The sequence below is a fragment of the Mesorhizobium sp. C416B genome (assembly GCF_030323165.1).
Lineage (GTDB): Bacteria > Pseudomonadota > Alphaproteobacteria > Rhizobiales > Rhizobiaceae > Mesorhizobium.
On record NZ_CP100471.1, the window covers coordinates 275,665 to 295,450 of the forward strand.

Annotated in this window: 16 protein-coding genes; 11 read left to right on the top strand and 5 right to left on the bottom strand. The window is 63.5% G+C overall.

Going from position 1 to position 19,786, the window contains the following annotated elements:
- Positions 1-184: 184 nt before the first annotated feature.
- A complete protein-coding gene (gene tpiA / locus NLY43_RS01430; protein ID WP_023671052.1) occupies positions 185-955 on the bottom strand; it encodes a triose-phosphate isomerase in 771 nt (256 codons plus the stop codon).
- A gap of 147 nt (positions 956-1,102) precedes the next feature.
- Between tpiA and NLY43_RS01435 the strand changes: the two genes are divergently transcribed.
- From NLY43_RS01435 to NLY43_RS01455, 5 genes are read left to right on the top strand one after another with little or no spacing between them, the layout of a single operon-like run.
- Positions 1,103-2,998, top strand: coding sequence for a peptidylprolyl isomerase (locus tag NLY43_RS01435; RefSeq protein ID WP_023712345.1), 1,896 nt, complete (start codon positions 1,103-1,105; stop codon positions 2,996-2,998).
- Between the two features lie 31 nt (positions 2,999-3,029).
- Complete coding sequence (gene trpD, locus NLY43_RS01440) at positions 3,030-4,040, top strand: anthranilate phosphoribosyltransferase (protein ID WP_023712346.1); 1,011 nt, start codon at positions 3,030-3,032, stop codon at positions 4,038-4,040.
- Between the two features lie 3 nt (positions 4,041-4,043).
- Positions 4,044-4,856 (top strand): indole-3-glycerol phosphate synthase TrpC, encoded by an 813-nt coding sequence (gene trpC, locus NLY43_RS01445; protein WP_023712347.1) that lies wholly within the window; start codon positions 4,044-4,046, stop codon positions 4,854-4,856.
- Between the two features lie 2 nt (positions 4,857-4,858).
- Positions 4,859-5,341 carry a cyclic pyranopterin monophosphate synthase MoaC gene (moaC, locus tag NLY43_RS01450; RefSeq protein WP_023671048.1) on the top strand — a complete coding sequence of 161 codons (483 nt, stop codon included), beginning with the start codon at positions 4,859-4,861 and terminating at the stop codon, positions 5,339-5,341.
- Positions 5,342-6,547, top strand: a complete 1,206-nt coding sequence (locus NLY43_RS01455) for a molybdopterin molybdotransferase MoeA (RefSeq protein ID WP_023712348.1) — start codon at positions 5,342-5,344, stop codon at positions 6,545-6,547.
- A gap of 45 nt (positions 6,548-6,592) precedes the next feature.
- On the opposite strand, the gene NLY43_RS01460 is transcribed toward NLY43_RS01455, so the two are convergent.
- Positions 6,593-7,429, bottom strand: coding sequence for a hormone-sensitive lipase (locus NLY43_RS01460; RefSeq protein WP_502882147.1), 837 nt, complete (start codon positions 7,427-7,429; stop codon positions 6,593-6,595).
- Between the two features lie 160 nt (positions 7,430-7,589).
- On the opposite strand from NLY43_RS01460, the gene NLY43_RS01465 reads away from it, so the two are divergent.
- Both NLY43_RS01465 and kynA read left to right on the top strand, forming a co-directional pair.
- A complete protein-coding gene (locus tag NLY43_RS01465) occupies positions 7,590-9,215 on the top strand; it encodes an AMP-binding protein (protein ID WP_023671045.1) in 1,626 nt (541 codons plus the stop codon).
- Positions 9,212-10,048 carry a tryptophan 2,3-dioxygenase gene (gene kynA / locus NLY43_RS01470; RefSeq protein ID WP_027049448.1) on the top strand — a complete coding sequence of 279 codons (837 nt, stop codon included), beginning with the start codon at positions 9,212-9,214 and terminating at the stop codon, positions 10,046-10,048. Before NLY43_RS01465 ends, kynA begins: the two co-directional genes overlap by 4 nt.
- A gap of 106 nt (positions 10,049-10,154) precedes the next feature.
- On the opposite strand, the gene kynU is transcribed toward kynA, so the two are convergent.
- On the bottom strand, positions 10,155-11,402 hold the full coding sequence (gene kynU / locus NLY43_RS01475; protein ID WP_023671043.1) for a kynureninase: 1,248 nt from the start codon (positions 11,400-11,402) through the stop codon (positions 10,155-10,157).
- A 167-nt stretch (positions 11,403-11,569) separates the two neighbouring features.
- Between kynU and NLY43_RS01480 the strand changes: the two genes are divergently transcribed.
- Positions 11,570-12,334, top strand: a complete 765-nt coding sequence (locus NLY43_RS01480) for a GntR family transcriptional regulator (RefSeq protein ID WP_023712349.1) — start codon at positions 11,570-11,572, stop codon at positions 12,332-12,334.
- A 205-nt stretch (positions 12,335-12,539) separates the two neighbouring features.
- Positions 12,540-13,322 (top strand): transcriptional repressor LexA, encoded by a 783-nt coding sequence (lexA, locus tag NLY43_RS01485; protein ID WP_023712350.1) that lies wholly within the window; start codon positions 12,540-12,542, stop codon positions 13,320-13,322.
- Here the strand turns inward: lexA and NLY43_RS01490 are convergent.
- Both NLY43_RS01490 and arr read right to left on the bottom strand, forming a co-directional pair.
- Positions 13,316-15,772, bottom strand: coding sequence for a ComEC/Rec2 family competence protein (locus NLY43_RS01490; RefSeq protein ID WP_023712351.1), 2,457 nt, complete (start codon positions 15,770-15,772; stop codon positions 13,316-13,318). The genes lexA and NLY43_RS01490 overlap by 7 nt on opposite strands.
- Before the next feature lie 111 nt (positions 15,773-15,883).
- A complete protein-coding gene (gene arr / locus NLY43_RS01495) occupies positions 15,884-16,300 on the bottom strand; it encodes an NAD(+)--rifampin ADP-ribosyltransferase (protein ID WP_023712352.1) in 417 nt (138 codons plus the stop codon).
- 462 nt (positions 16,301-16,762) lie between these two features.
- On the opposite strand from arr, the gene gltX reads away from it, so the two are divergent.
- Together gltX and gltA are read left to right on the top strand one after the other, a co-directional pair.
- Positions 16,763-18,187 (top strand): glutamate--tRNA ligase, encoded by a 1,425-nt coding sequence (gltX, locus tag NLY43_RS01500; protein WP_023671038.1) that lies wholly within the window; start codon positions 16,763-16,765, stop codon positions 18,185-18,187.
- Positions 18,188-18,368: 181 nt separating this feature from the next.
- Complete coding sequence (gltA, locus tag NLY43_RS01505) at positions 18,369-19,700, top strand: citrate synthase (protein ID WP_023671037.1); 1,332 nt, start codon at positions 18,369-18,371, stop codon at positions 19,698-19,700.
- Positions 19,701-19,786 lie beyond the last annotated feature (86 nt).

Genomic DNA, 19,786 nt, shown 5'->3' on the forward strand with positions numbered 1-19,786 from the left:
CAAGCCCTGCCGCTCCCTGGCGATCAGGGCCGGTGATTTGGAGGCGGCTCCATACAATGCTTTAACGGCATTTCCAAGCCCGTGGCCGGAATATGGGAAGCAATGCGCCCTTTGCAACGATTTCCGCCGAACTGCTGCGTTCATAAGTCGATGACGGAACTGGTCGGCAACGAAATTCCGGGGCCTAAGCGATATTCTGGTATGCCTCGGCGATGGCGAGAAAGTCGGACGCCTTCAAGCTGGCGCCGCCAACCAGCGCGCCGTCGACGTTTTTGACGCCCAGCAGTTCGACCGCGTTGGACGCCTTGACCGAGCCGCCATAGAGGATGCGCATCTTGCCGGCCACGGCTGCGCCGAGCGCTTCCGCCAGTTTTTGGCGGATATGCGCGTGCGCCTCCGCCACGTCTTCGGCGGTCGGCGTCAGGCCGGTGCCGATAGCCCATACCGGCTCGTAGGCGATAACGGTGTTGGCGGGCGTTGCGCTCGGTGGCACCGAGCCGGCGACCTGCCGCGATAATACGTCGAGTGCTGTGCCCGCTTCGCGCTCGGCCTTGGTCTCGCCGATGCAGATGATGGCGACGAGCCCTGCCCGCCACGCCGCCGAGGCCTTGGCGAGGACGATGGCATCGTCCTCGCTGCGCTGTTCGCGGCACTCGGAATGGCCGACAATGACGTGGCTGGCGCCCGCATCCTTCAGCATCTCGGCTGAGACGCAGCCGGTGAAGGCGCCGCTTTCCTTGATGTGGCAGTCCTCGCCACCGGCCCGCACCGGCGTGCGCGACAGGATTTCGACGGCGCGCGACAGCAAGGTCGCCGGCACGCAGACCAATGCTTCGGTCTCTGCGTCGAGCCCGCTCATGAAGCCGTTGCCGATCATCCTGAGCTCGTTCAGCGAAGCGCTGGTGCCGTTCATTTTCCAGTTGCCGGCAACGAGCGGTCGAATTCCTGGCGTCATGGGGATCTGGTTCTCCGGGCGACATTGGGGTCTCGCCCTCCCTATCAAAATCAGGCCACAAAGCAATCGACAGTGAGCCGGAAGGGCGCTATTGCGCTTGTTTCAGACTCGGGCGCACGCAAAACTGCGCAAAAATCGGAAGTAACAATGCTTGGTATATTGAGAAGCGCGGCAGGGACCTGGGTCGCGAAAGCCCTGCTGTCGCTGCTGGTGTTGAGTTTCCTTGCCTGGGGCGTCACCACGCGGATGACGGGCGGCTTCCTGGCTGGCCATCATGCGGTGATCACCGCCGGCAGCACCACCGTGTCGATCACCGAGTACCGCCTCGCCTATGATCGCCAGATCGCCATGCTGCAGCAGCAGATCGGCCAGCGCATCAGCCGCGACCAGGCCAAGGCCTATGGCATCGACAACCAGGTGCTGGCTCAGTTGGTGTCCGGCGCCGTCCTTGACGAACAGGCGCGCAAGCTCGGGCTTGGCTTCTCCAAGGACAGGTTGGCCGAACTGACGCGGCAGGAACCCGCCTTCCAGGGCCCGAATGGCCAGTTCGACCGCCGGCTGTTCGAATCCCGGCTGCGCGAACTGGGAATGCGGCCGGAGGATTATCTGAAGAACCGGGCTCAGGTGGCGGTGCGCCAGCAGATCGTCGAAGCGGTTTCGGACGGCCTCAAGGCTCCGGACACCTTCTTCAAGGCAGTTGCGCTCTATCGGGGCGAAGACCGCACCATCGACTATCTGATCTTGCCAAAGGCGTTGGTCGAACCGATCGAGGCCCCCTCCGACAGCGTGCTTCAGGCTTATTTCGAGTCCAACAAGAAAACCTACGCGGCGCCAGAATACCGCAAATTCTCCTATGTCCGGCTCGAGCCCGAAGACATCATGGATGTCAGCGCCGTGACCGACCAGCAGGTCAGCGACGACTACAACAAGAACAAGGGCCGCTACACCACGCCGGAAATGCGCACCATCGAACAGCTGGTGTTTCCTTCCGCGGACGCCGCCAAGGCGGCATCCGATTCGCTGAAGACGGGCGCCACTTTCGACAAGATCGTCACCGCGCAGGGCAAGACCCCGGCCGACACGCTGCTCGGCACGCTCTCCAAGGACAAGATCACCGACAAGGCGGTCGCCGATGCCGCATTCGCGCTAGCCGTCAACGAAGTCAGCCCGGTCGTCCAGGGCGCGTTCGGTCCGGTGCTTTTGCGCGTCACCGAGATCAAACCGGAAACGGTGAAGCCGCTGGCGGAAGTGTCAGACCAGATCCGCAAGGATCTGGCGCTTGGCGAAGCAAGCCGCATCCTGCTCGACGTGCACGACAATTACGAAGACACCCGCGCCGCCGGCAGCACGCTGGCCGAAGCCGCCGCCAAACTGAAGCTCAAGGACGTCACCGTCGAGGCCATCGACCGCACCGGCCTCAGGCCGGACGGGACCATCATCAAGGACCTGCCGGCATCGCCGGACCTCATCAAGGCGGTGTTCGAGGCCGAGCCCAACACCGAGAATCAAGCCCTGACCACGCCTAACAACGGCTTCGTGTTCTATGAACTGACATCGATCACGCCGGCTCGCGACCGCACGCTGGACGAAGTCCGCCAGCGCGTGGTGGCGGACTGGACGACAGAGGAAACGACCAAGCGGCTGACCGCGAAAGCAGACGAACTCGACAAGCGCCTCAAGGCTGGCACCACACTCGACGTCATCGCCGGCGAACTGAAGCTTGAAAAGCAGACCAAGCGCGGCGTGAAGCGCGAGGCCGACGATGTCGATTTCGGCAAGGAGGGTGCTGCTGCGATGTTCGGCGTCGGCGAAGGCGGCACCGGGCTGATCCCCTCGCCCACCGGCGACGGCCAGATCCTGTTCAAGGTCGCCGAAGTGTTCGAGCCGGCCGGAGCCGACGCCAGCTCGGTACCCGACGATGCGCAAAAATCCTTCACGCAAGGCATGTCCGACGATCTGCTCGACCAGCTGGTGGCGCAGTTGCAGACGCAGTACGCCGTCAGCGTCGACCAGGCCGCCGTTGCCCAAGCCCTCGCCCAATGAATGGCCTTAGCCCAATGAACGTCTTGGCCCAATGAGCGCCCTGAAGACCCATATCGCCAAGGTCGCCACGGGAACCGGGCTTACCTTCGAGGAAGCGCGCGAAGCTTTCGACATCATCATGTCTGGCGACGCGACGCCGGGCCAGATCGGCGGCTTCCTGATGGCGTTGCGCGTGCGCGGGGAGACCGTGAGCGAGATTTCCGGCGCCGTCGCCACCATGCGTGCCAAGATGCTGCGCGTCGAAGCTCCTGAGGGCGCCATCGACATTGTCGGCACGGGCGGCGACAATTCGCATTCAGTCAACATCTCGACCGCTTCGGCCTTCGTCATTGCCGGCTGCGGCGTGCCGGTCGCCAAGCACGGCAATCGCGGCCTGTCGTCGCTGACGGGCGCCGCCGATGTGCTGGTCGCGCTCGGCGTCAAGATCGATATCCCGCCAGAGGTGATCGGCCGCTGCATCCAGGAGGCCGGCGTCGGCTTCATGTTCGCGCCGGCGCACCACCCGGCGATGAAGCATGTCGGCCCGACCCGCGTCGAGCTCGGCACGCGCACCATCTTCAACCTGCTCGGACCGCTGTCCAATCCGGCCGGCGTCAGCAGGCAGATGGTCGGCGTGTTCCTGCCGGAATGGATCGTGCCGGTGGCCGAGACATTGAAGGCGTTGGGCACCGAGCATGCCTGGGTGGTCCATGGGGATGGCTATGACGAAATCACCACCACCGGCGAAACGCAGGTGGCGGAATTGGCCGGCGGCGAGATCCGCCATTTCACGCTCACCCCGGAAGCCGTCGGCCTGCAGCGCCACACCAAGGACGAGTTGCGCGGCGGCGACGCCGCCTACAATGCCACGGCGTTGCGCGACATGCTGAGAGGTGCTGCCGGGGCCTATCGCGATACGGTGCTGATGAACGCCGGCGCCGGCATGGTGGTGGCCGGCAAGGCGACGACGCTTGCCGACGGCATGGCCGCGGCCACACAGGCCATTGACAGCGGCCGGGCGCTGGGCGTGCTCGACAGGCTGGTCGAGATTTCGAACGGATGAGCCGTGGCTGACATTCTGCGCAAGATCGAGGCCTACAAGCGCGACGAGATCGCGGCGGCGAAGGCGCGTATACCGTTGGCCGAGATCAAGGCGCGAGCCAAGGATGCCGACGCACCGCGTGGCTTTCTGAGGGCGCTTGAGGCGAAGCGCAGATCGGGCAGCTTCGGCCTGATCGCCGAGATCAAAAAGGCAAGCCCATCCAAAGGCTTGATCCGCGCCGATTTCGACCCGCCCGCACTGGCGCAGGCCTATGAGAAAGGCGGTGCCGCCTGTCTTTCGGTGCTGACCGATGCGCCATCCTTCCAGGGCGCGCCGGAATTTCTCATCAGTGCACGGAAGGCAGTGTCCCTGCCCGCGCTGCGCAAGGATTTCCTGTTCGACCCTTATCAAGTCTACGAGGCTCGCGCATGGGGCGCCGATGCCATCCTGATCATCATGGCCTGCGTCGATGATGCCTTGGCGAGCGAATTGGAAGCGACCGCGTTCGAACTCGGCATGGACGCGCTGATCGAGGTGCATGACGAGGCCGAGACGCAGCGCGCGGTAAAACTCTCGTCGCAGCTGATCGGCATCAACAACCGCAATCTCAGAACATTCGAGACCAGCCTCGAGACCTCGGAACGGCTGGCATCGATGGTGCCGGGCGGCCGATTGCTGGTCAGCGAGAGCGGAATTTTCACCCACGACGATTGCTTCAGGATGCAAAAGACCGGCATCAGCACCTTCCTCGTCGGCGAGAGCCTGATGCGGCAAGAGGATGTCGCTGCGGCAACGCGGCTGCTTTTGACAGGCAAGGCGAAAGCAGAGGCCATCTGAGGATGGCAGCCGCCCTCACCCATCTCGGCGCCAAGGGCGAGGCCAACATGGTCGATGTCGGCGAGAAGGCGGAGACGACGCGCACGGCGGTCGCCGAGGGCTTTGTCTCGATGCGGGCCGAAACCCTGAAGATGATCCTCGACGGCGACGCCAAGAAGGGCGATGTGCTGGGTACCGCGCGCATTGCCGGCATCATGGCGGCCAAGAAGACGCATGAGTTGATTCCGCTCTGCCATCCGCTGCTTTTGACCAAGGTGTCGGTCGACATCGAACCGGACACCACGCTGCCCGGCCTTAGGGTCACCGCGCTCGCCCGCGTCACCGGCAAGACCGGGGTCGAGATGGAGGCGCTGACCGCGGCATCTGTCGCGTGCCTGACCATTTACGACATGGCCAAGGCGGTCGACCGCGCCATGGTGATTTCCGGTATACAGCTGGTGGAAAAGACCGGCGGCAAGTCCGGCGACTACAAGGCGGGTTCGTAAATGGCGCTGGTTCCGGTCGCCGAGGCGCTTCAACGCCTACTCGACGGCGCTGTGGCGTTGCCCGGTGAAAGGGTCGCGCTGGCGGATGCGGCCGGCCGGGTGCTGGCGGAGCCGGTCGTGGCGCTGCGTACCCAGCCGCCTTTCAATGCATCTGCCATGGACGGCTATGCCGCACGGGCGCAGGATGTGGCGTCGGCCCCGGCGCGGCTTTCGGTGATCGGAATGGCGCCCGCAGGGCGAGGCTTTGACGGCACAGTGGGTAAATCCGAGGCCGTGCGCGTCTTCACCGGCGCGCCGCTGCCTGAAGGCGCAGACACGATCGTCATCCAGGAAAATGTTCGCGATCTCGGCGGTGGCCGGATCGAGGTCACCGAACCGACGGCGAAGAACCGCAACATCCGCCGCCTTGGACTGGATTTTGCCCAAGGCGACGTGCTGCTGGAGAAAGGCCGCGTGCTCGATCCGGCTGCATTGTCGCTGGCGGCGTCGGCCAATCATCCCCGGTTGAACGTGGTGCAACGGCCGCTGGTCGCCATCATCGCCACCGGCGACGAATTGCTGCCACCGGGCAGCGAACCTGGCCCCGCCCAGATCATCTCGTCCAACGCCTATGGCGTCGCTGCTGTGGCGCAGTCGGTCGGCGCTCGCGCGCTCGATCTCGGTATAGCGGCCGATCGCAAGGAAGCGATCGCGGCGCTGGTGAAAAAGGCGGTCGATGCGAAAGCCGACGTCATCGTCACGCTCGGCGGCGCCTCGGTCGGCGACCATGATCTCGTTCATGACGTGCTGACCGGCGAAGGCATGAACCTCGACTTCTGGAAGCTCGCCATGCGCCCGGGCAAGCCGCTGATGTTCGGGCGGCTGGGCGATATCAGGTGCATCGGCCTGCCCGGCAATCCGGTGGCGAGCCTGGTCTGCTCGCAATTGTTCCTGAAGCCGCTATTGGCGCAGCTCGGCGGCCGTCCCCACCGGCAGGACATCCGCCAGGCTCAGCTTGGCGCCGCGATGCCGGCCAATGATCTAAGGCAAGACTATGTGCGCGCCGTGGTCCGGGAAGAAGCCGGCGCATTGGTGGCGACACCATTCGGCATCCAGGATTCCTCGATGCTGAGAATGCTGGCCGACGCCAACGCCCTGATCGTGCGCGAGCCCTTCGCTCCGGCGGCAGAAGCAGGCGCTGCTTGCAGCGTTCTGATGTTGCGCTGAAGGTCGCGGATCCAAGCCGTTAATTCCAAGAGATAAGACTGGTTGTTACTCCGCCAGCAATGTCCGCGTCAGCGGATGTGTCGGATCGGCAAGCCCGTCGACGATGCTGAAATGATGCCGGTCCGGCTCGACCACTGTGCTGGTCGTGGCGCCGAGGCCGATCCAGATGTTGGCAAGCAGCGCATTCTGGCGCAGGAACTCCGCCCGCTCGCCGCCGCCGGCCCAGCAGGTGATGCGCGCGCCCTGCATGGGGCGCAGCAGAACCGGGCTTTCGGCCAGTGCTTCCGCTTCATCGATGGCCAGTGTCGCGTTCATCCCAGTCCGCATGATTGGCCGCAGGTCATGGACGCCGGAGATCGAGACGACATTGCGCACGCGGCCCGCCACATCGGCGGCCAGGGGTGTCGTTGTCGTCACCATCCTGGAGGCGAGATGGCCGCCGGCGGAATGCCCGGTCAGGATCACCGGCCCGCCGACCATCGTCGCCGCCTTGCCGATCGCCGCCGCGATTTCCCTAACGATGCCGGAAATGCGTATGTCGGGACAAAGCGTGTAAGTCGGCATTGCCACGGCAAAGCCATTGGCAACCGCGCCGTTGGCCAGATGCGACCATGGCTTGTTGTCGAACGCCTTCCAGTAACCGCCATGGATGAAGACGACGAGCCCTTTGGGCATGACATCGGGAAGGAACAGATCGAGCCTGTTGCGCGGGCTGTCGCCATAGGCGATGTCGAGCTTGGCCCGACCGGACGCCGACATTGTGTCGCGAAAAGCCTGTGCCGGTGTGTCCCACGCGGCCGGCCAGCGATTGCTGCCGGCAATGTTGTCGCCGTTGGCGTAGGCATTGTCCCAATCGGCAACACGATGTTGGAGCATCTGCATCCCTCCCGGATGGCTTCAGTTCAGTCGACAGGAATGGCCGCCGAACAGAGCGGCGTCAATGCTGCGACCTAAAAACATTTTAGGCTTGAAACAAATTTCGACTGGTGCGATCCTGCGCCTTGTTCAGCCATGGGCGCGAGGCAGACAGGGGCAGCCGAAAATGCTTGGGCCATCAGCGCATATCGACACATTCACGCGCGACAACCTGCCGCCGCCGGAGCAATGGCCGGAGTTTTTGCTCGACGGCTTCGACTATCCCGACCACATAAATGCCGGCGTCGAATTGACCGACAGGCTGGTCGAAAAAGGGTTCGGCGACCACACCGCGCTGATCGGCAATGGCCGCCGCCGCACCTACAAGGAACTGTCCGACTGGACCAACAGGCTCGCCCATGCCCTGGTCGAGAATTATGGCGTCAAGCCGGGCAACCGGGTGCTGATCCGCTCGGCCAACAACCCGGCCATGGTCGCCTGTTGGCTGGCCGCCACCAAGGTTGGCGCGGTGGTCGTCAACACCATGCCGATGCTGCGCGCCGGCGAACTCGCCAAGATCGTCGACAAGGCGGAAATCACGGTTGCGCTTTGCGATACAAGGCTGATGGACGAGATGACCGCCTGCGCCAAGGGCAGTGCGTATCTCAAGCAGGTCATTGGCTTCGACGGCACGGCCAACCATGACGCGGAACTCGACCGCGCCGCCCTCGACAAGCCGGTCACCTTCACTGCCGTCAACACCGGCCGCGACGATGTCGCCCTGCTCGGCTTCACCTCCGGCACCACCGGCGTGCCGAAGGCGACGATGCATTTCCACCGCGACCTGCTGATCGTCGCCGACGCCTATGCCCGCGAAATCCTGGAGGTGACGCCCGACGACATCTTCGTCGGCTCCCCGCCCCTTGCCTTTACCTTCGGTCTTGGCGGGCTCGCCATCTTCCCGCTGCGTTTCGGCGCCGCGGCGACGCTGCTGGAACAGGCGACGCCACCCAACATGATCCACATCATCGAGACCTACAAAGCGACCATTTCCTTCACCGCTCCAACCGCCTATCGGGCCATGCTCAAGGCCATGGATCAAGGCGCTGACCTGTCCTCGCTGCGCGTCGCGGTTTCGGCGGGCGAGACGCTGCCGGCGCCTGTCTTCGAGGAATGGACTGAGAAGACCGGCAAGCCGATCCTCGATGGGATCGGCGCCACCGAGATGCTGCATATCTTCATCTCCAACCGCTTCGACGACATGAAGCCGGCCTCCACCGGCAAACCCGTCGGCGGCTATCAGGCACGCATCGTCGATGACGAGATGCGGGAGCTGCCGCGCGGCTCTACTGGCCGGCTGGCGGTGCGCGGCCCGACCGGCTGCCGCTACATGGCCGATGCCAGGCAAAAGGACTATGTCCGCGATGGCTGGAATCTCACCGGCGATACGTTCACGCAGGACGAGGATGGCTTCTTCCACTTCGCCGCGCGTTCCGACGACATGATCGTCAGCGCCGGCTACAACATCGCCGGCCCCGAGGTCGAAGCGGCGCTGCTCTCGCATCCCGACGTCGCCGAATGCGCGGTGACCGGCGCCGAGGACGGTGAACGCGGCCAGATCGTCGAGGCGCATATCGTGCTTGTGCAAGGTGTTTCGCCGGACGCATTGACCGTCAAACGCCTGCAGGACCACGTCAAGGCAACGATCGCGCCCTACAAATATCCGCGTTCGGTGAAGTTCATCGACGCCTTGCCCAAAACCCAGACCGGCAAGATCCAGCGCTTCCGGTTGCGCGCGGAGAAGAGCAATTGATTAAGCCGCACGATCCGGCGTCCGATGGCGCGCAGATGTCGTTCAAGGAGCGGATGTCCTACAGCGACTATCTGCAGCTGGACAAGGTGCTCGATGCGCAGGCGCCGCTGTCTTCGGCCCATGACGAGATGCTGTTCATCATCCAGCATCAGACATCGGAATTGTGGATGAAGCTCGCTTTGCACGAGATCGGCGCCGCGATCCGCTCTATCCGCGCCGACCGCCTCGAACCGAGCTTCAAGATGCTGTCTCGCGTCGCGCGCATCTTCGAGCAGCTCAACAATGCCTGGGACGTGCTGCGCACGATGACGCCAAGCGAATACACCGAGTTTCGCGACGCGCTCGGCCAATCCTCGGGCTTCCAGTCGTGGCAGTACCGCGCTATCGAGTTCATGGCCGGCAACCGCAACCTTGCCATGCTCGGGCCGCACAAGCACCGGCCCGACCTTACGGACAGGCTGGAAGCCATCCTGGCCACGCCGTCGCTCTATGATGAGGCGCTTCTGCTTTTGGCGCGCAATGGCTTCGACATCGGCGCCGACGCCAGTCGCACGGACTGGCGCGAGACGCGCGTCGAGAACGAAGAAGTGCTGGCTGCCTGGCAAACCGTCTACCGCGACCCGCAGCGCTACTGGATGCTCTACGAACTGGCCGAGAAGCTGGTCGACTTCGAGGATTATTTCCGCCGCTGGCGCTTCAACCACGTCACCACGGTCGAGCGCATCATCGGCTTGAAGCGCGGCACCGGCGGCACCTCAGGCGCCTCCTATCTGAAGAAGATGCTGGAGGTCGTGCTGTTTCCGGAGCTCTGGACGGTCCGCACCCGGCTCTAGAGCATTTCACCGTTTAACGTAAACGGCGAAATGCTCTAGCTCTTTGATTTGACGCAATTGCGGACGGAAAACCGCTTCACACTTTTCCTGAAATTGCTCTAGTTCCTCAGGTGACCGCGGTCTTCACCGCGAAGCGGGCGTCCTGCCAGGCGCCGGTGCGCAAAATATCCTCCAGCGCTTCGACCGCCTGCCAGACATCGCCATAACCGACATAGAGCGGCGTGAAGCCGAAACGGATGGTCGACGGCGCCCGAAAATCGCCGATCACGCCGCGCTCGATCAGCGCCCGCATCACCTGATAGCCATGCGGGTGGAGGAACGACACCTGGCTGCCGCGCTGGCTGCCGTCGCGAGGACTTTCCAGTTCAAGCCGGTAGGCGCCGCATCTGGCTTCGACGAGCTGGATAAACAGGTCGGTCAGCGCGATGCTTTTTCTGCGCACCGCCGCCATGTCGACGTCGTTCCAGATATCGAGCGCGCCCTTGAGCGCCCGCATCGACAGCACCGGCTGCGTTCCGCATAGGAAGCGGCGGATGCCGCTGCCGATGGCAAAGCCCTGCTCGAAGGCAAAGGGCCGCGCATGGCCCCACCAGCCGCTGAGCGGCTGGCTGATATCACCATGGTGGCGCTCGGCCGCGTAGATGAAGGCCGGCGAGCCCGGGCCGCCATTGAGGTATTTGTAGGTGCAGCCGACAGCGAAATCGGCATTGGCACGGTCGAGTTCGACCGGCAAGGCGCCGGCGGTGTGGCAGAGATCCCAGATGATCAGCGCGCCGGCGTCATGTGCCTTGCGCGTCAGCGCCGCCATGTCGCGCAACTGGCCGGATTTGTAGTTGACGTGGTTGACCAGGATGACGGCAACGCTGTCGTCGATCAGGTCCTCGATTGCGGCCGCGTCGACGCCCTCCAGCCGCAGCCGCGTTCCCGGCCGGGTCGAGGCGACGCCTTCGGCCATGTAGAGGTCGGTCGGGAAACTGTCGCCCTCGGCAACGATGACCGACCGATTCGGCCGCATGCCGAGCGCGGCGTGCAGCAGCTTGTAGATGTTGATCGAGGTTGTGTCGCAGACCACCGTCTGCCCGTCAGCCGCGCCGATCAGTCGTCCGAGCTGATCTCCCAGTTCCACCGGCATGTTGAACCAGCCAGCCGTGTTCCAGGCGCGAATGAGGTCCTGCGCCCATTCCTGCGTGGCGGCCTGTTGCAATTCGCTGAAGACGGCTGGTGACGCGGCACCCAGCGAATTGCCGTCGAGATAAATTACGCCTTGCGGCAAGACAAAGCGTTCACGCATGGAGCGCAGCGGATCGGCGGCATCCATTGCTTCGATTGTAGCGAGATCGGGTGTCGTGCTCATGATCCGGCGCCCTTCCATGGACAAACGCGCGCGGCGGAGCCTGCCGCCCAAACATGCCGGCGATCTTGAGTGGTCGCCCTTGAACTGTCAAATATTATATATAATTCACCCGTTGAAAGGCTTTGATATATAATGATCCGCCGAGCGTTTATGTCTGATGGATCACGATGCTGGATGACGAGCAGACCTCGAAGACGGAAGCGGCCTATCGCCTGCTCAGGCGCGATATTCTTGCGACCCGGCTGGCGCCTGCCGCGCCGTTGAAGCTGAGCACGCTGCGCAACACCTACGGCATCGGCTGGACGCCGTTGCGCGAGGCGCTGTCGCGGCTGGAGGCGGAACGGCTTGTGACCGCCATCAGCAACCGCGGGTTTGCGGTCGCTCCCGTCTCTCGGGCGGAGCTCGAGGATTTGGCGCGTGCGCGGCTGGTGGTCGAACTGCCCCTGCTGGTGGAATCGATCGAGAAGGGCGACCGTGAGTGGGAAGACGCGGTCGTTGCCGCCCACTATCGTCTCTCACGGTGCGGGTCTGTTCTCGACGATCCATCGGATGATGCGGTCGACGCGTGGTACGAAAAACACGATGCCTTCCATGCGGCGCTGCTCAGTGCCGCGACATCCAGCTGGCTGCTGCGCTTCAATGCGACGATTTCCGACCAATTGCATCGCCATCACCGCTTTCTGGGTCTGGCCCCGACGCTGCGCGCGGCCGCCGGCCGCACGGATGGACACCGGAAGGCCGTGGCGGCCCTGCGCGACGCCGTGGCGATCGAACACCATACCGCCCTGATGGAAGCGGCCCTCGATCGCGACGTCGAACGTGCGAAAACTCTGATGACCGCTCACATCGGCTACACGCTGCAGGTCTATGCCCAGAGCGAACCCGGCGCGGATGCTGCGCAGCCCCGTCCGAAAAGGAAGCGGCGATCGTAGCCGACGACGCAGGGCACTTTGTCTTCGTTTCACCCCGTTGCTGGCAACTGGGCGCAGGCGGCGCTCGCAGCGCCGAACGTTACGCTGAACAAAACGTCAACACATTCATTAAACTTTAAAAGGTTGCGGAACACAACTGGAACAGATAGTGTTTGTTCTGGGTTTGTTTTTTCTGATTCTGGTTTCAGAACCCTTGGGGGCCGCGATGCTGACGCGCAAACAACATGAGCTTCTGATGTTCATCCATGAACGCCTGAAGGAGAGCGGAATCCCGCCGTCCTTCGACGAGATGAAGGAAGCGCTCGACCTCGCCTCCAAGTCCGGCATCCACCGACTGATCACAGCGCTTGAGGAGCGCGGTTTCATTCGCCGGCTGCCGAACCGGGCGCGCGCGCTGGAAGTGCTGCGGCTACCCGACTCGATCGCACCAGGCCTCAACGCGGCGAGGAAGTTTTCGCCGAGCGTCATTCAGGGCAGTCTTGGTCAAGCCGGCCAAGGGCAAGGCGGCCAGGGACAAGGCGGGATGGGCCAAGGCGGTCTCGGCCGCCAGATCAGGCCGGGCTCGCCGTCGCGTTCGATGTCTGCCGGCAATGACGATGCCGTTTCCTCGATTTCAATCCCGGTGATGGGACGCATCGCCGCCGGCGTGCCGATCGACGCCATCCAGCATCAGACCCATTCGATCTCGGTGCCGCCCGACATGATCATGGGCGGTGAACACTACGCGCTCGAGGTCAAGGGCGATTCGATGATCGAGGCCGGCATTTTCGATGGCGACACGGTCATCATCCGCAATGCCGACACAGCCAGCCCCGGCGAGATCGTGGTGGCGTTGGTCGACGATGAGGAAGCGACCCTGAAACGCTTCCGCCGCAAGGGCGCCTCGATCGCCCTGGAAGCCGCCAACCCGGCCTACGAGACCCGCATTTTTGGACCGGACAGGGTGAAGGTGCAGGGCAAGCTTGTCGGATTGATCCGGCGCTACTGAGCCGGCTTGGGTTTGTATTTTTCACGCTGGTTGTAAGGCGGCAGGCCGCGCGCTTCGCGGGAGAAGCGGCGTTGCTCGTGCCAGGGGCGATACGGCTTGTCGACGGCGAAGCGGATGGTTGGCGCTGCAGCTGCCGATTGCGGATCGAAGAAGACGGCGGCGCTGCCGTCGCGGGCCAGCTGTTTCTTCGTCACGACCAGCACCAGCGGGTCGCGGCACGGATTGTAGGCCGTGGCGTCATCGATGACGATCAGGCTAGCGAAGGCACAGGCCGGCCGCGCCGTCTTGCGGTCTTTGGCAAGGGCTACAATGGCTCCGGAAGGGTGTCGGGCGATACAGAGATCGCCCATGCAATAGAAGGGCGACCCGGGCGGCAGATCGAGCGGATCGAGATCGAACCGCGTATCTGTTGCCTCGAAAATCTCGGGCGGGATAATGGTTTCGGCCCGCAGCGCCCGTTTCCAATTGTCCGTGGTGAATTCGTTGGAGCGTTCGCGGTTGAGGGCGAGTTCGCCGCCACCTATCGGCATGGCCACCAGATGTGCGTCCTCGGATATGAGCACGTCGGGCGTAAGCACCTGCGGCACCGTCAACAGGCCGGCCAGCGCGAAAGGCACGGCCGCCAGCCTGAGCCAGGTGGTGGCCATGGTGGCGATGACGAGGGCGACCGCCACCAACAGCACCGAGCGGATGGAGATCAGCCCGACGGCGTCGACCGGCGAGCGCTCGGAAATCCAGGCCGATATAGCGATCATCGCCATCAGACCCTTGCCCATCACATAGAGGAACGGCCCGTCGGCGCCGAACGGCATCGCCAGTGCGCTGAGCACGGCAAAGGGCATGACGATCAACGAAACAATCGGCATCACGGCCAGATTGGCGATCAGGCTGAGCGGCGACACACGCTGAAAATGCCAGATGGCGAACAGCAAGGTTGCACTGCCGGCGATGATCGAGGTCATGGCGAGGCCGCCCATGGCCAGCGCGAATTTTCGCGACAGGAAGCCGACGAAGGAGCGCTTTGCCAGCGGCGTTCTCACCTTGTCGGCGCGGTAATCGGCCCAGCCGGCATAGGCGCCGACAAGGGCGGCGGTGGCGGCAAACGACATCTGGAAGCTGGGACCGACCACCTCGTGCGGCGACACCAGGATGACGGCGATGGCGGAGATCGCCAGATTGCGCATGGTGAGCGCGGCACGATCGAAGAGTACCGCGACCAGCATGACCGCTAGCATGATGAAACTGCGCTCGGCGGCGACCACGATGCCTGAAATGACGAGATAGGCGGCGATGGAGACGAGTGCTGCCACTGCTGCATATTTCTTGACTGGGCGGCGCGAAGAGAAATCGGGAAACAGCGCAAAGGCGCCACGCAGCAACGCCATGATGGTGCCGGCAACCAGCGCCATGTGCAGGCCGGAGATGGAGATGATGTGGTAGATGCCGGTGCGCCGCATCGCTTCGTTGACCTCGTCCGGGATGCCGGCGCGCACCCCGACAATCAACGCCGCGGCAATCTCGCCTTCGGCGCCGCCGATTTTGCCCCTGATATGGTCGGCAATGTTTTCGCGCGCGTTCTCGATTGCCGAGGAGAGCCGCGCGGTCAGCGGCGGCGGTCCCTGCGTAGCAATGGTTTTCGGATTGCCGAGAAAGAAGCCGCTGCCGCCGATACCGGTGAAATAGCTGTCGAAGGAGAAATCGTAGCTCTCCGGCCGCACCGGACCGGTCGGCGGCAACAGCCTGGCATAGCCGGTGATCAGGGAGCCGGCGGTCATATCGGCGGGAACGGTCCGCGCCGAGAGCCTGACCCGCTCCGGGGCGTAGCGCAGCTCGGGGTAAGCGGTCGAAACCACGTCGAGCGTCAGCCTGATGCGGCCGCTTTCCATCTGTTCGAGACTGACGACGCGGCCGGTCAGCCGTGTCTGGATCTCGGAGCCGAGCATCTGCGTTCCGGCGCGCCAGGTCTCGACTTTGGCGGCGACGACGCCGAGCGCGCACAGCATCGCGGCCATGCAGAACAGATGCGTCCTCGGCCGCGATCGCGTGGCGACAGCGCAACATGTCGCCAGCACCACAATGGCGATTGGCTGCGCAAAGCCGGGCTCGCCGGCCAGCGAGAAATAAAAGATGACGCCGGCCGCCAGGAAAACCGGCACCAGCAGGAAGGCGACGCCCCGGTCGAGCTCCGTGTTGGCGGCCACGGCAAGGCTGCGGCGGAGCGCGGGCCATGACGGACGGCGAAGCCGTCTGCGCAGACGGGCGATAGATCCGGGCGCTGTGACTTGCGCCGGCAACGCGTGACCGGGCAGCGCAGGCGCGACGCCGGGATGCGGCTCAGGCAGCGCGAGGGGCAGCGGCTCGGCATAGGGACTATCGGCAAACAGCGAGCGTTCGCTGACGCTTGCCTCGGCGCCTTCGCCTTCCTTCGTGCCCCGGCCACGTCCAGCCATCGGGTCTGCCCCTTGCGCCCCAGACCCCTATGCTACATGAACGCGCAAAGCGCGAAAGTCCGCGTGATCACGTCCACCGCGCCGGAATCGACCATCACCTGGCAAGGAGGCTCAATCCTCAACCATATCCTGGCCCTCCGCTCTCAGGCGAGCAAGCCCATCGTGCATTGCCTTCAATTGTTCCGGTGTATGACCCTGCCATTCACCGAGTTCACCCAGGATGAGCAACGGATCACGGGAGCGGTAGGATTTCGTCGGATTACCGGGAAATTTTTTATCGGTCAGGTTAGGGTCATCCATGAAAAACCCCGTCGGCTTTACGATGTAAATCCTTTGACGACCGTCACCCGTTGCAAGCTCTGCTCCCCAGATGGCGGCTTCAAGTGTCTGGGAGAAATATATCCATGACAGTGGTTGATCTCTGAAATTGGAAGGGTGGCCGACGCTCAGCAGATCCCCGGGTTTCAAATCCGCCCGGGTGCCATGGTAGAACGGATCACCCTCCGTATGGTCAGCGTTTCTGGTCATCGGTAGTCCTTCTTTCAATCATGCTTCCTTAGTGGCGAGACCGGACTGCACAAAGTTGCGGTGTTCACGATAATGATTGCAGAAAGGTCAATATGCGTGACCAAGCCAACGCTGTCACGGCGGCGTTGTAGTCGGGCAGTGCCGCATTCGTGAAGAAATGTCCGCTCGTCAGAGGGGGCTACCACCGTCGCAGCGATGTTCCAGGCACTGTGACGGACGCTGCAGCCGAATGAAACCCAGACATTGACGCTGCTGCCAAATGAGGTTGCGCGGAGGTGCGAACAGATTTTGTGCTACAAGGCTCCGGCGCCCGTTGACGCAACCGATAATTGCCGACGTGCCCCGGCCTCGTCCAGCCATCGGGTCTGCCCCTTGCGCCCCAGACCTCCTATGCTACATGAACGCGCAAAGCGCGAAAGTCCGCGCGATCACGCCCCGCTTTCCAAACTTCCCGAGAGTTCCATGTCCGACACGGTCGTCACCCGTTTTGCCCCCTCGCCCACCGGCTATCTGCATATCGGCGGCGCGCGCACGGCGCTGTTCAACTGGCTGTACGCCAAGCACACCGGCGGCACGATGGTGCTGCGCATCGAGGACACCGACCGCGAACGCTTCAACGAGGCGGCGACACAGGCCATTCTGGATGGGCTGACCTGGCTCGGCCTTTCCTGGGACGGTGAGGCCATATCGCAGTTCGAGCGCGCGCCGCGCCACCGTGAGGTGGCCGAGGAGCTGGTGCGCCTGGGCAAGGCCTATTACAGCTACGAGACGCCTGCCGAGCTCGAGGCGATGCGCGAGGCCGCACGCGCCAAGGGCCTGCCGCCTCGCTACAACGGCCAGTGGCGCGATCGTGCCCCCTCGGAGGCGCCTCCCGGCGTCAAGGGCGCCATCCGCATCAAGGCGCCGACCGAGGGCGAAACCGTGGTGCACGACCGTGTGCAGGGCGAGGTGCGCTTCCCCAACAAGGACCTCGACGATTTCATCATACTGCGCTCGGACGGCAATCCGACCTACATGCATGCCGTCGTCGTCGACGACCATGACATGGGCGTCACCCACATCATCCGTGGCGACGACCATCTGACCAACGCCGCGCGCCAGACGGTGATCTACAACGCGATGGGCTGGGACGTCCCGTCGATGTCGCATATCCCGCTGATCCACGGCGCCGACGGCGCCAAGCTGTCGAAGCGGCACGGCGCACTCGGCGTCGAGGCTTATCGCGCCATGGGCTATCTGCCCGAGGCGCTGCTCAATTATCTGGCACGGCTCGGCTGGAGCCATGGCGACGACGAGATCATGTCGATCAAGGACATGATTTCGTGGTTCGACATCGGCGATGTCAACAAGGGTGCGGCGCGCTTCGACTTCGCCAAGCTCGAGTCAATCAACGGCGCGCATATGCGCAAGATGGCCGATACCGAGCTGTTCGACATTTTCGTCGCCACTCTGCCATACCTCGAAGGCGGACCGGCTATCGCCGCCCGTCTCGACGATGCCAGGAAGGCGCAGCTGCTGGCCGCCTTGCCGGGCCTGAAAGAGCGCGCCAAGACGCTGGTGGAACTGGCCGATGGCGCGGCCTTCCTGTTCGTCGAGCGGCCGCTGCCGATCGACGAGAAGGCGGCAGCACTGCTCAATGCCGACGCGCGCGCGATCCTGCGCGGCGCACATGCCGCTTTGCAGACTGTTTCGGGCGAGTGGTCGGCTGCCGCGGCTGAAGCCGCGGTGCGCGAGTTCGCGACGGCAGGCGGCCACAAGCTCGGCGCCGTGGCCCAACCGCTCCGGGCGGCCCTTACCGGCCGCAGCACCTCGCCCGGCGTGTTCGACGTGCTCGCCGTGCTTGGCCGCGAGGAAAGCCTGGCGCGGATTGCGGATCAAATCGATTAGGAGCGAACTGGCCCAAGAAGATTGGCATTGAAAGGCGGGTTTCGCAGTGCAACATTAGGCCTTGGCCCAATCTGGCACGCACCTCCCAAAATGCGGTGGCGAGTTCGCGCATTCCGGTGATTTCGACGTGTCGTTTGCAGGAATTGCCTTGCCGGCATGAGGAACATGAAGGAGTTTGAGAATGAGCGAAGCTGCGACAAGACTGGAAACCGGCAGCAAGACGACGCACCCGTCGACTGCCACGCTCGAACTGGCCGGCAAGACGCATGAATTCAAGGTGCGAAGCGGCTCGGTCGGGCCCGACGTCATCGACATCGGTGCGCTCTACAACACCACCGGCGCCTTCACCTACGATCCCGGCTTCACCTCGACGGCGAGCTGCGAGTCGGCGATAACCTTCATCGACGGGGATGCCGGCATCCTGCTTCACCGCGGCTACCCCATCGACCAGCTGGCCGAGCATGGCGACTTCCTCGAAGTCTGCTACCTCCTGCTCTACGGCGAACTGCCGACCAAGGCGCAGAAGGACGATTTCGACTACCGGGTAACGCGCCACACCATGGTGCACGAGCAGATGTCGCGCTTCTTCACCGGCTTTCGCCGCGACGCGCATCCGATGGCTGTGATGTGCGGTGTGGTCGGCGCGCTGTCGGCCTTCTATCACGACTCCACCGACATTTCGGACCCATACCAGCGCATGGTCGCCTCGATGCGGCTGATCGCCAAGATGCCGACGATTGCGGCCATGGCCTACAAATACCATATCGGCCAGCCCTTCATTTACCCGAAGAACGAGCTGAACTTCGCCGCCAACTTCCTGCACATGTGCTTTGCGGTGCCGTGCGAGGAATACAAGATCAATCCGGTGCTGGCGCGCGCCATGGAGCGCATCTTCATCCTGCACGCCGACCACGAACAGAACGCCTCGACCTCGACCGTGCGGCTTGCCGGCTCGTCGGGCGCCAATCCGTTCGCCTGTATCGCCGCCGGCATCGCCTGCCTGTGGGGCCCGGCGCATGGCGGCGCCAACGAAGCGGCGCTCAACATGCTGGGCGAGATCGGCCACGTCGACCACATCCCGGAATTCATCGCCCGCGCCAAGGACAAGAACGATCCGTTCCGGCTGATGGGCTTCGGCCATCGCGTCTATAAGAACTACGATCCTCGCGCGAAAATCATGCAGAAGACGGCGCATGAGGTGCTGGGCGAACTCGGCATCAAGGACGATCCGCTGCTCGACATCGCCATGGAGCTGGAAAAGATCGCGCTGACCGATTCCTACTTCATCGAGAAGAAGCTCTATCCGAACGTCGATTTCTATTCCGGCATCACGCTGAAGGCGCTGGGCTTCCCCACCACCATGTTCACCGTACTGTTCGCGGTCGCCCGCACCGTCGGCTGGATCGCGCAGTGGAAGGAAATGATCGAGGATCCCCACCAGAAGATCGGCCGTCCGCGCCAGCTCTACACCGGCGCGCCGGAACGCGACTACGTGCCGATTGCGAAAAGGTGAAAGAGAGTGAATGGTGAATGGTAAGTAGTGAATAGCAGGTAGTAAGTAGCAGCTTGATTATAGGCGAGAGCGCGTTAATCCTATTC

Bases quoted from the DNA above. Each gene is read 5' to 3' on its own strand.
- NLY43_RS01460 (WP_502882147.1), bottom strand. From the start codon at position 7,429: ATGCAGATGCTCCAACATCGTGTTGCCGATTGGGACAATGCCTACGCC.
- gltX (WP_023671038.1), top strand. From the start codon at position 16,763: ATGTCCGACACGGTCGTCACCCGTTTTGCCCCCTCGCCCACCGGCTAT.
- NLY43_RS01480 (WP_023712349.1), top strand. From the start codon at position 11,570: ATGCTGGATGACGAGCAGACCTCGAAGACGGAAGCGGCCTATCGCCTG.
- NLY43_RS01435 (WP_023712345.1), top strand. From the start codon at position 1,103: ATGCTTGGTATATTGAGAAGCGCGGCAGGGACCTGGGTCGCGAAAGCC.
- trpD (WP_023712346.1), top strand. From the start codon at position 3,030: ATGAGCGCCCTGAAGACCCATATCGCCAAGGTCGCCACGGGAACCGGG.
- kynU (WP_023671043.1), bottom strand. From the start codon at position 11,402: ATGAGCACGACACCCGATCTCGCTACAATCGAAGCAATGGATGCCGCC.
- arr (WP_023712352.1), bottom strand. From the start codon at position 16,300: ATGACCAGAAACGCTGACCATACGGAGGGTGATCCGTTCTACCATGGC.
- NLY43_RS01455 (WP_023712348.1), top strand. From the start codon at position 5,342: ATGGCGCTGGTTCCGGTCGCCGAGGCGCTTCAACGCCTACTCGACGGC.
- NLY43_RS01465 (WP_023671045.1), top strand. From the start codon at position 7,590: ATGCTTGGGCCATCAGCGCATATCGACACATTCACGCGCGACAACCTG.
- gltA (WP_023671037.1), top strand. From the start codon at position 18,369: ATGAGCGAAGCTGCGACAAGACTGGAAACCGGCAGCAAGACGACGCAC.
- NLY43_RS01490 (WP_023712351.1), bottom strand. From the start codon at position 15,772: ATGGCTGGACGTGGCCGGGGCACGAAGGAAGGCGAAGGCGCCGAGGCA.
- moaC (WP_023671048.1), top strand. From the start codon at position 4,859: ATGGCAGCCGCCCTCACCCATCTCGGCGCCAAGGGCGAGGCCAACATG.
- tpiA (WP_023671052.1), bottom strand. From the start codon at position 955: ATGACGCCAGGAATTCGACCGCTCGTTGCCGGCAACTGGAAAATGAAC.
- lexA (WP_023712350.1), top strand. From the start codon at position 12,540: ATGCTGACGCGCAAACAACATGAGCTTCTGATGTTCATCCATGAACGC.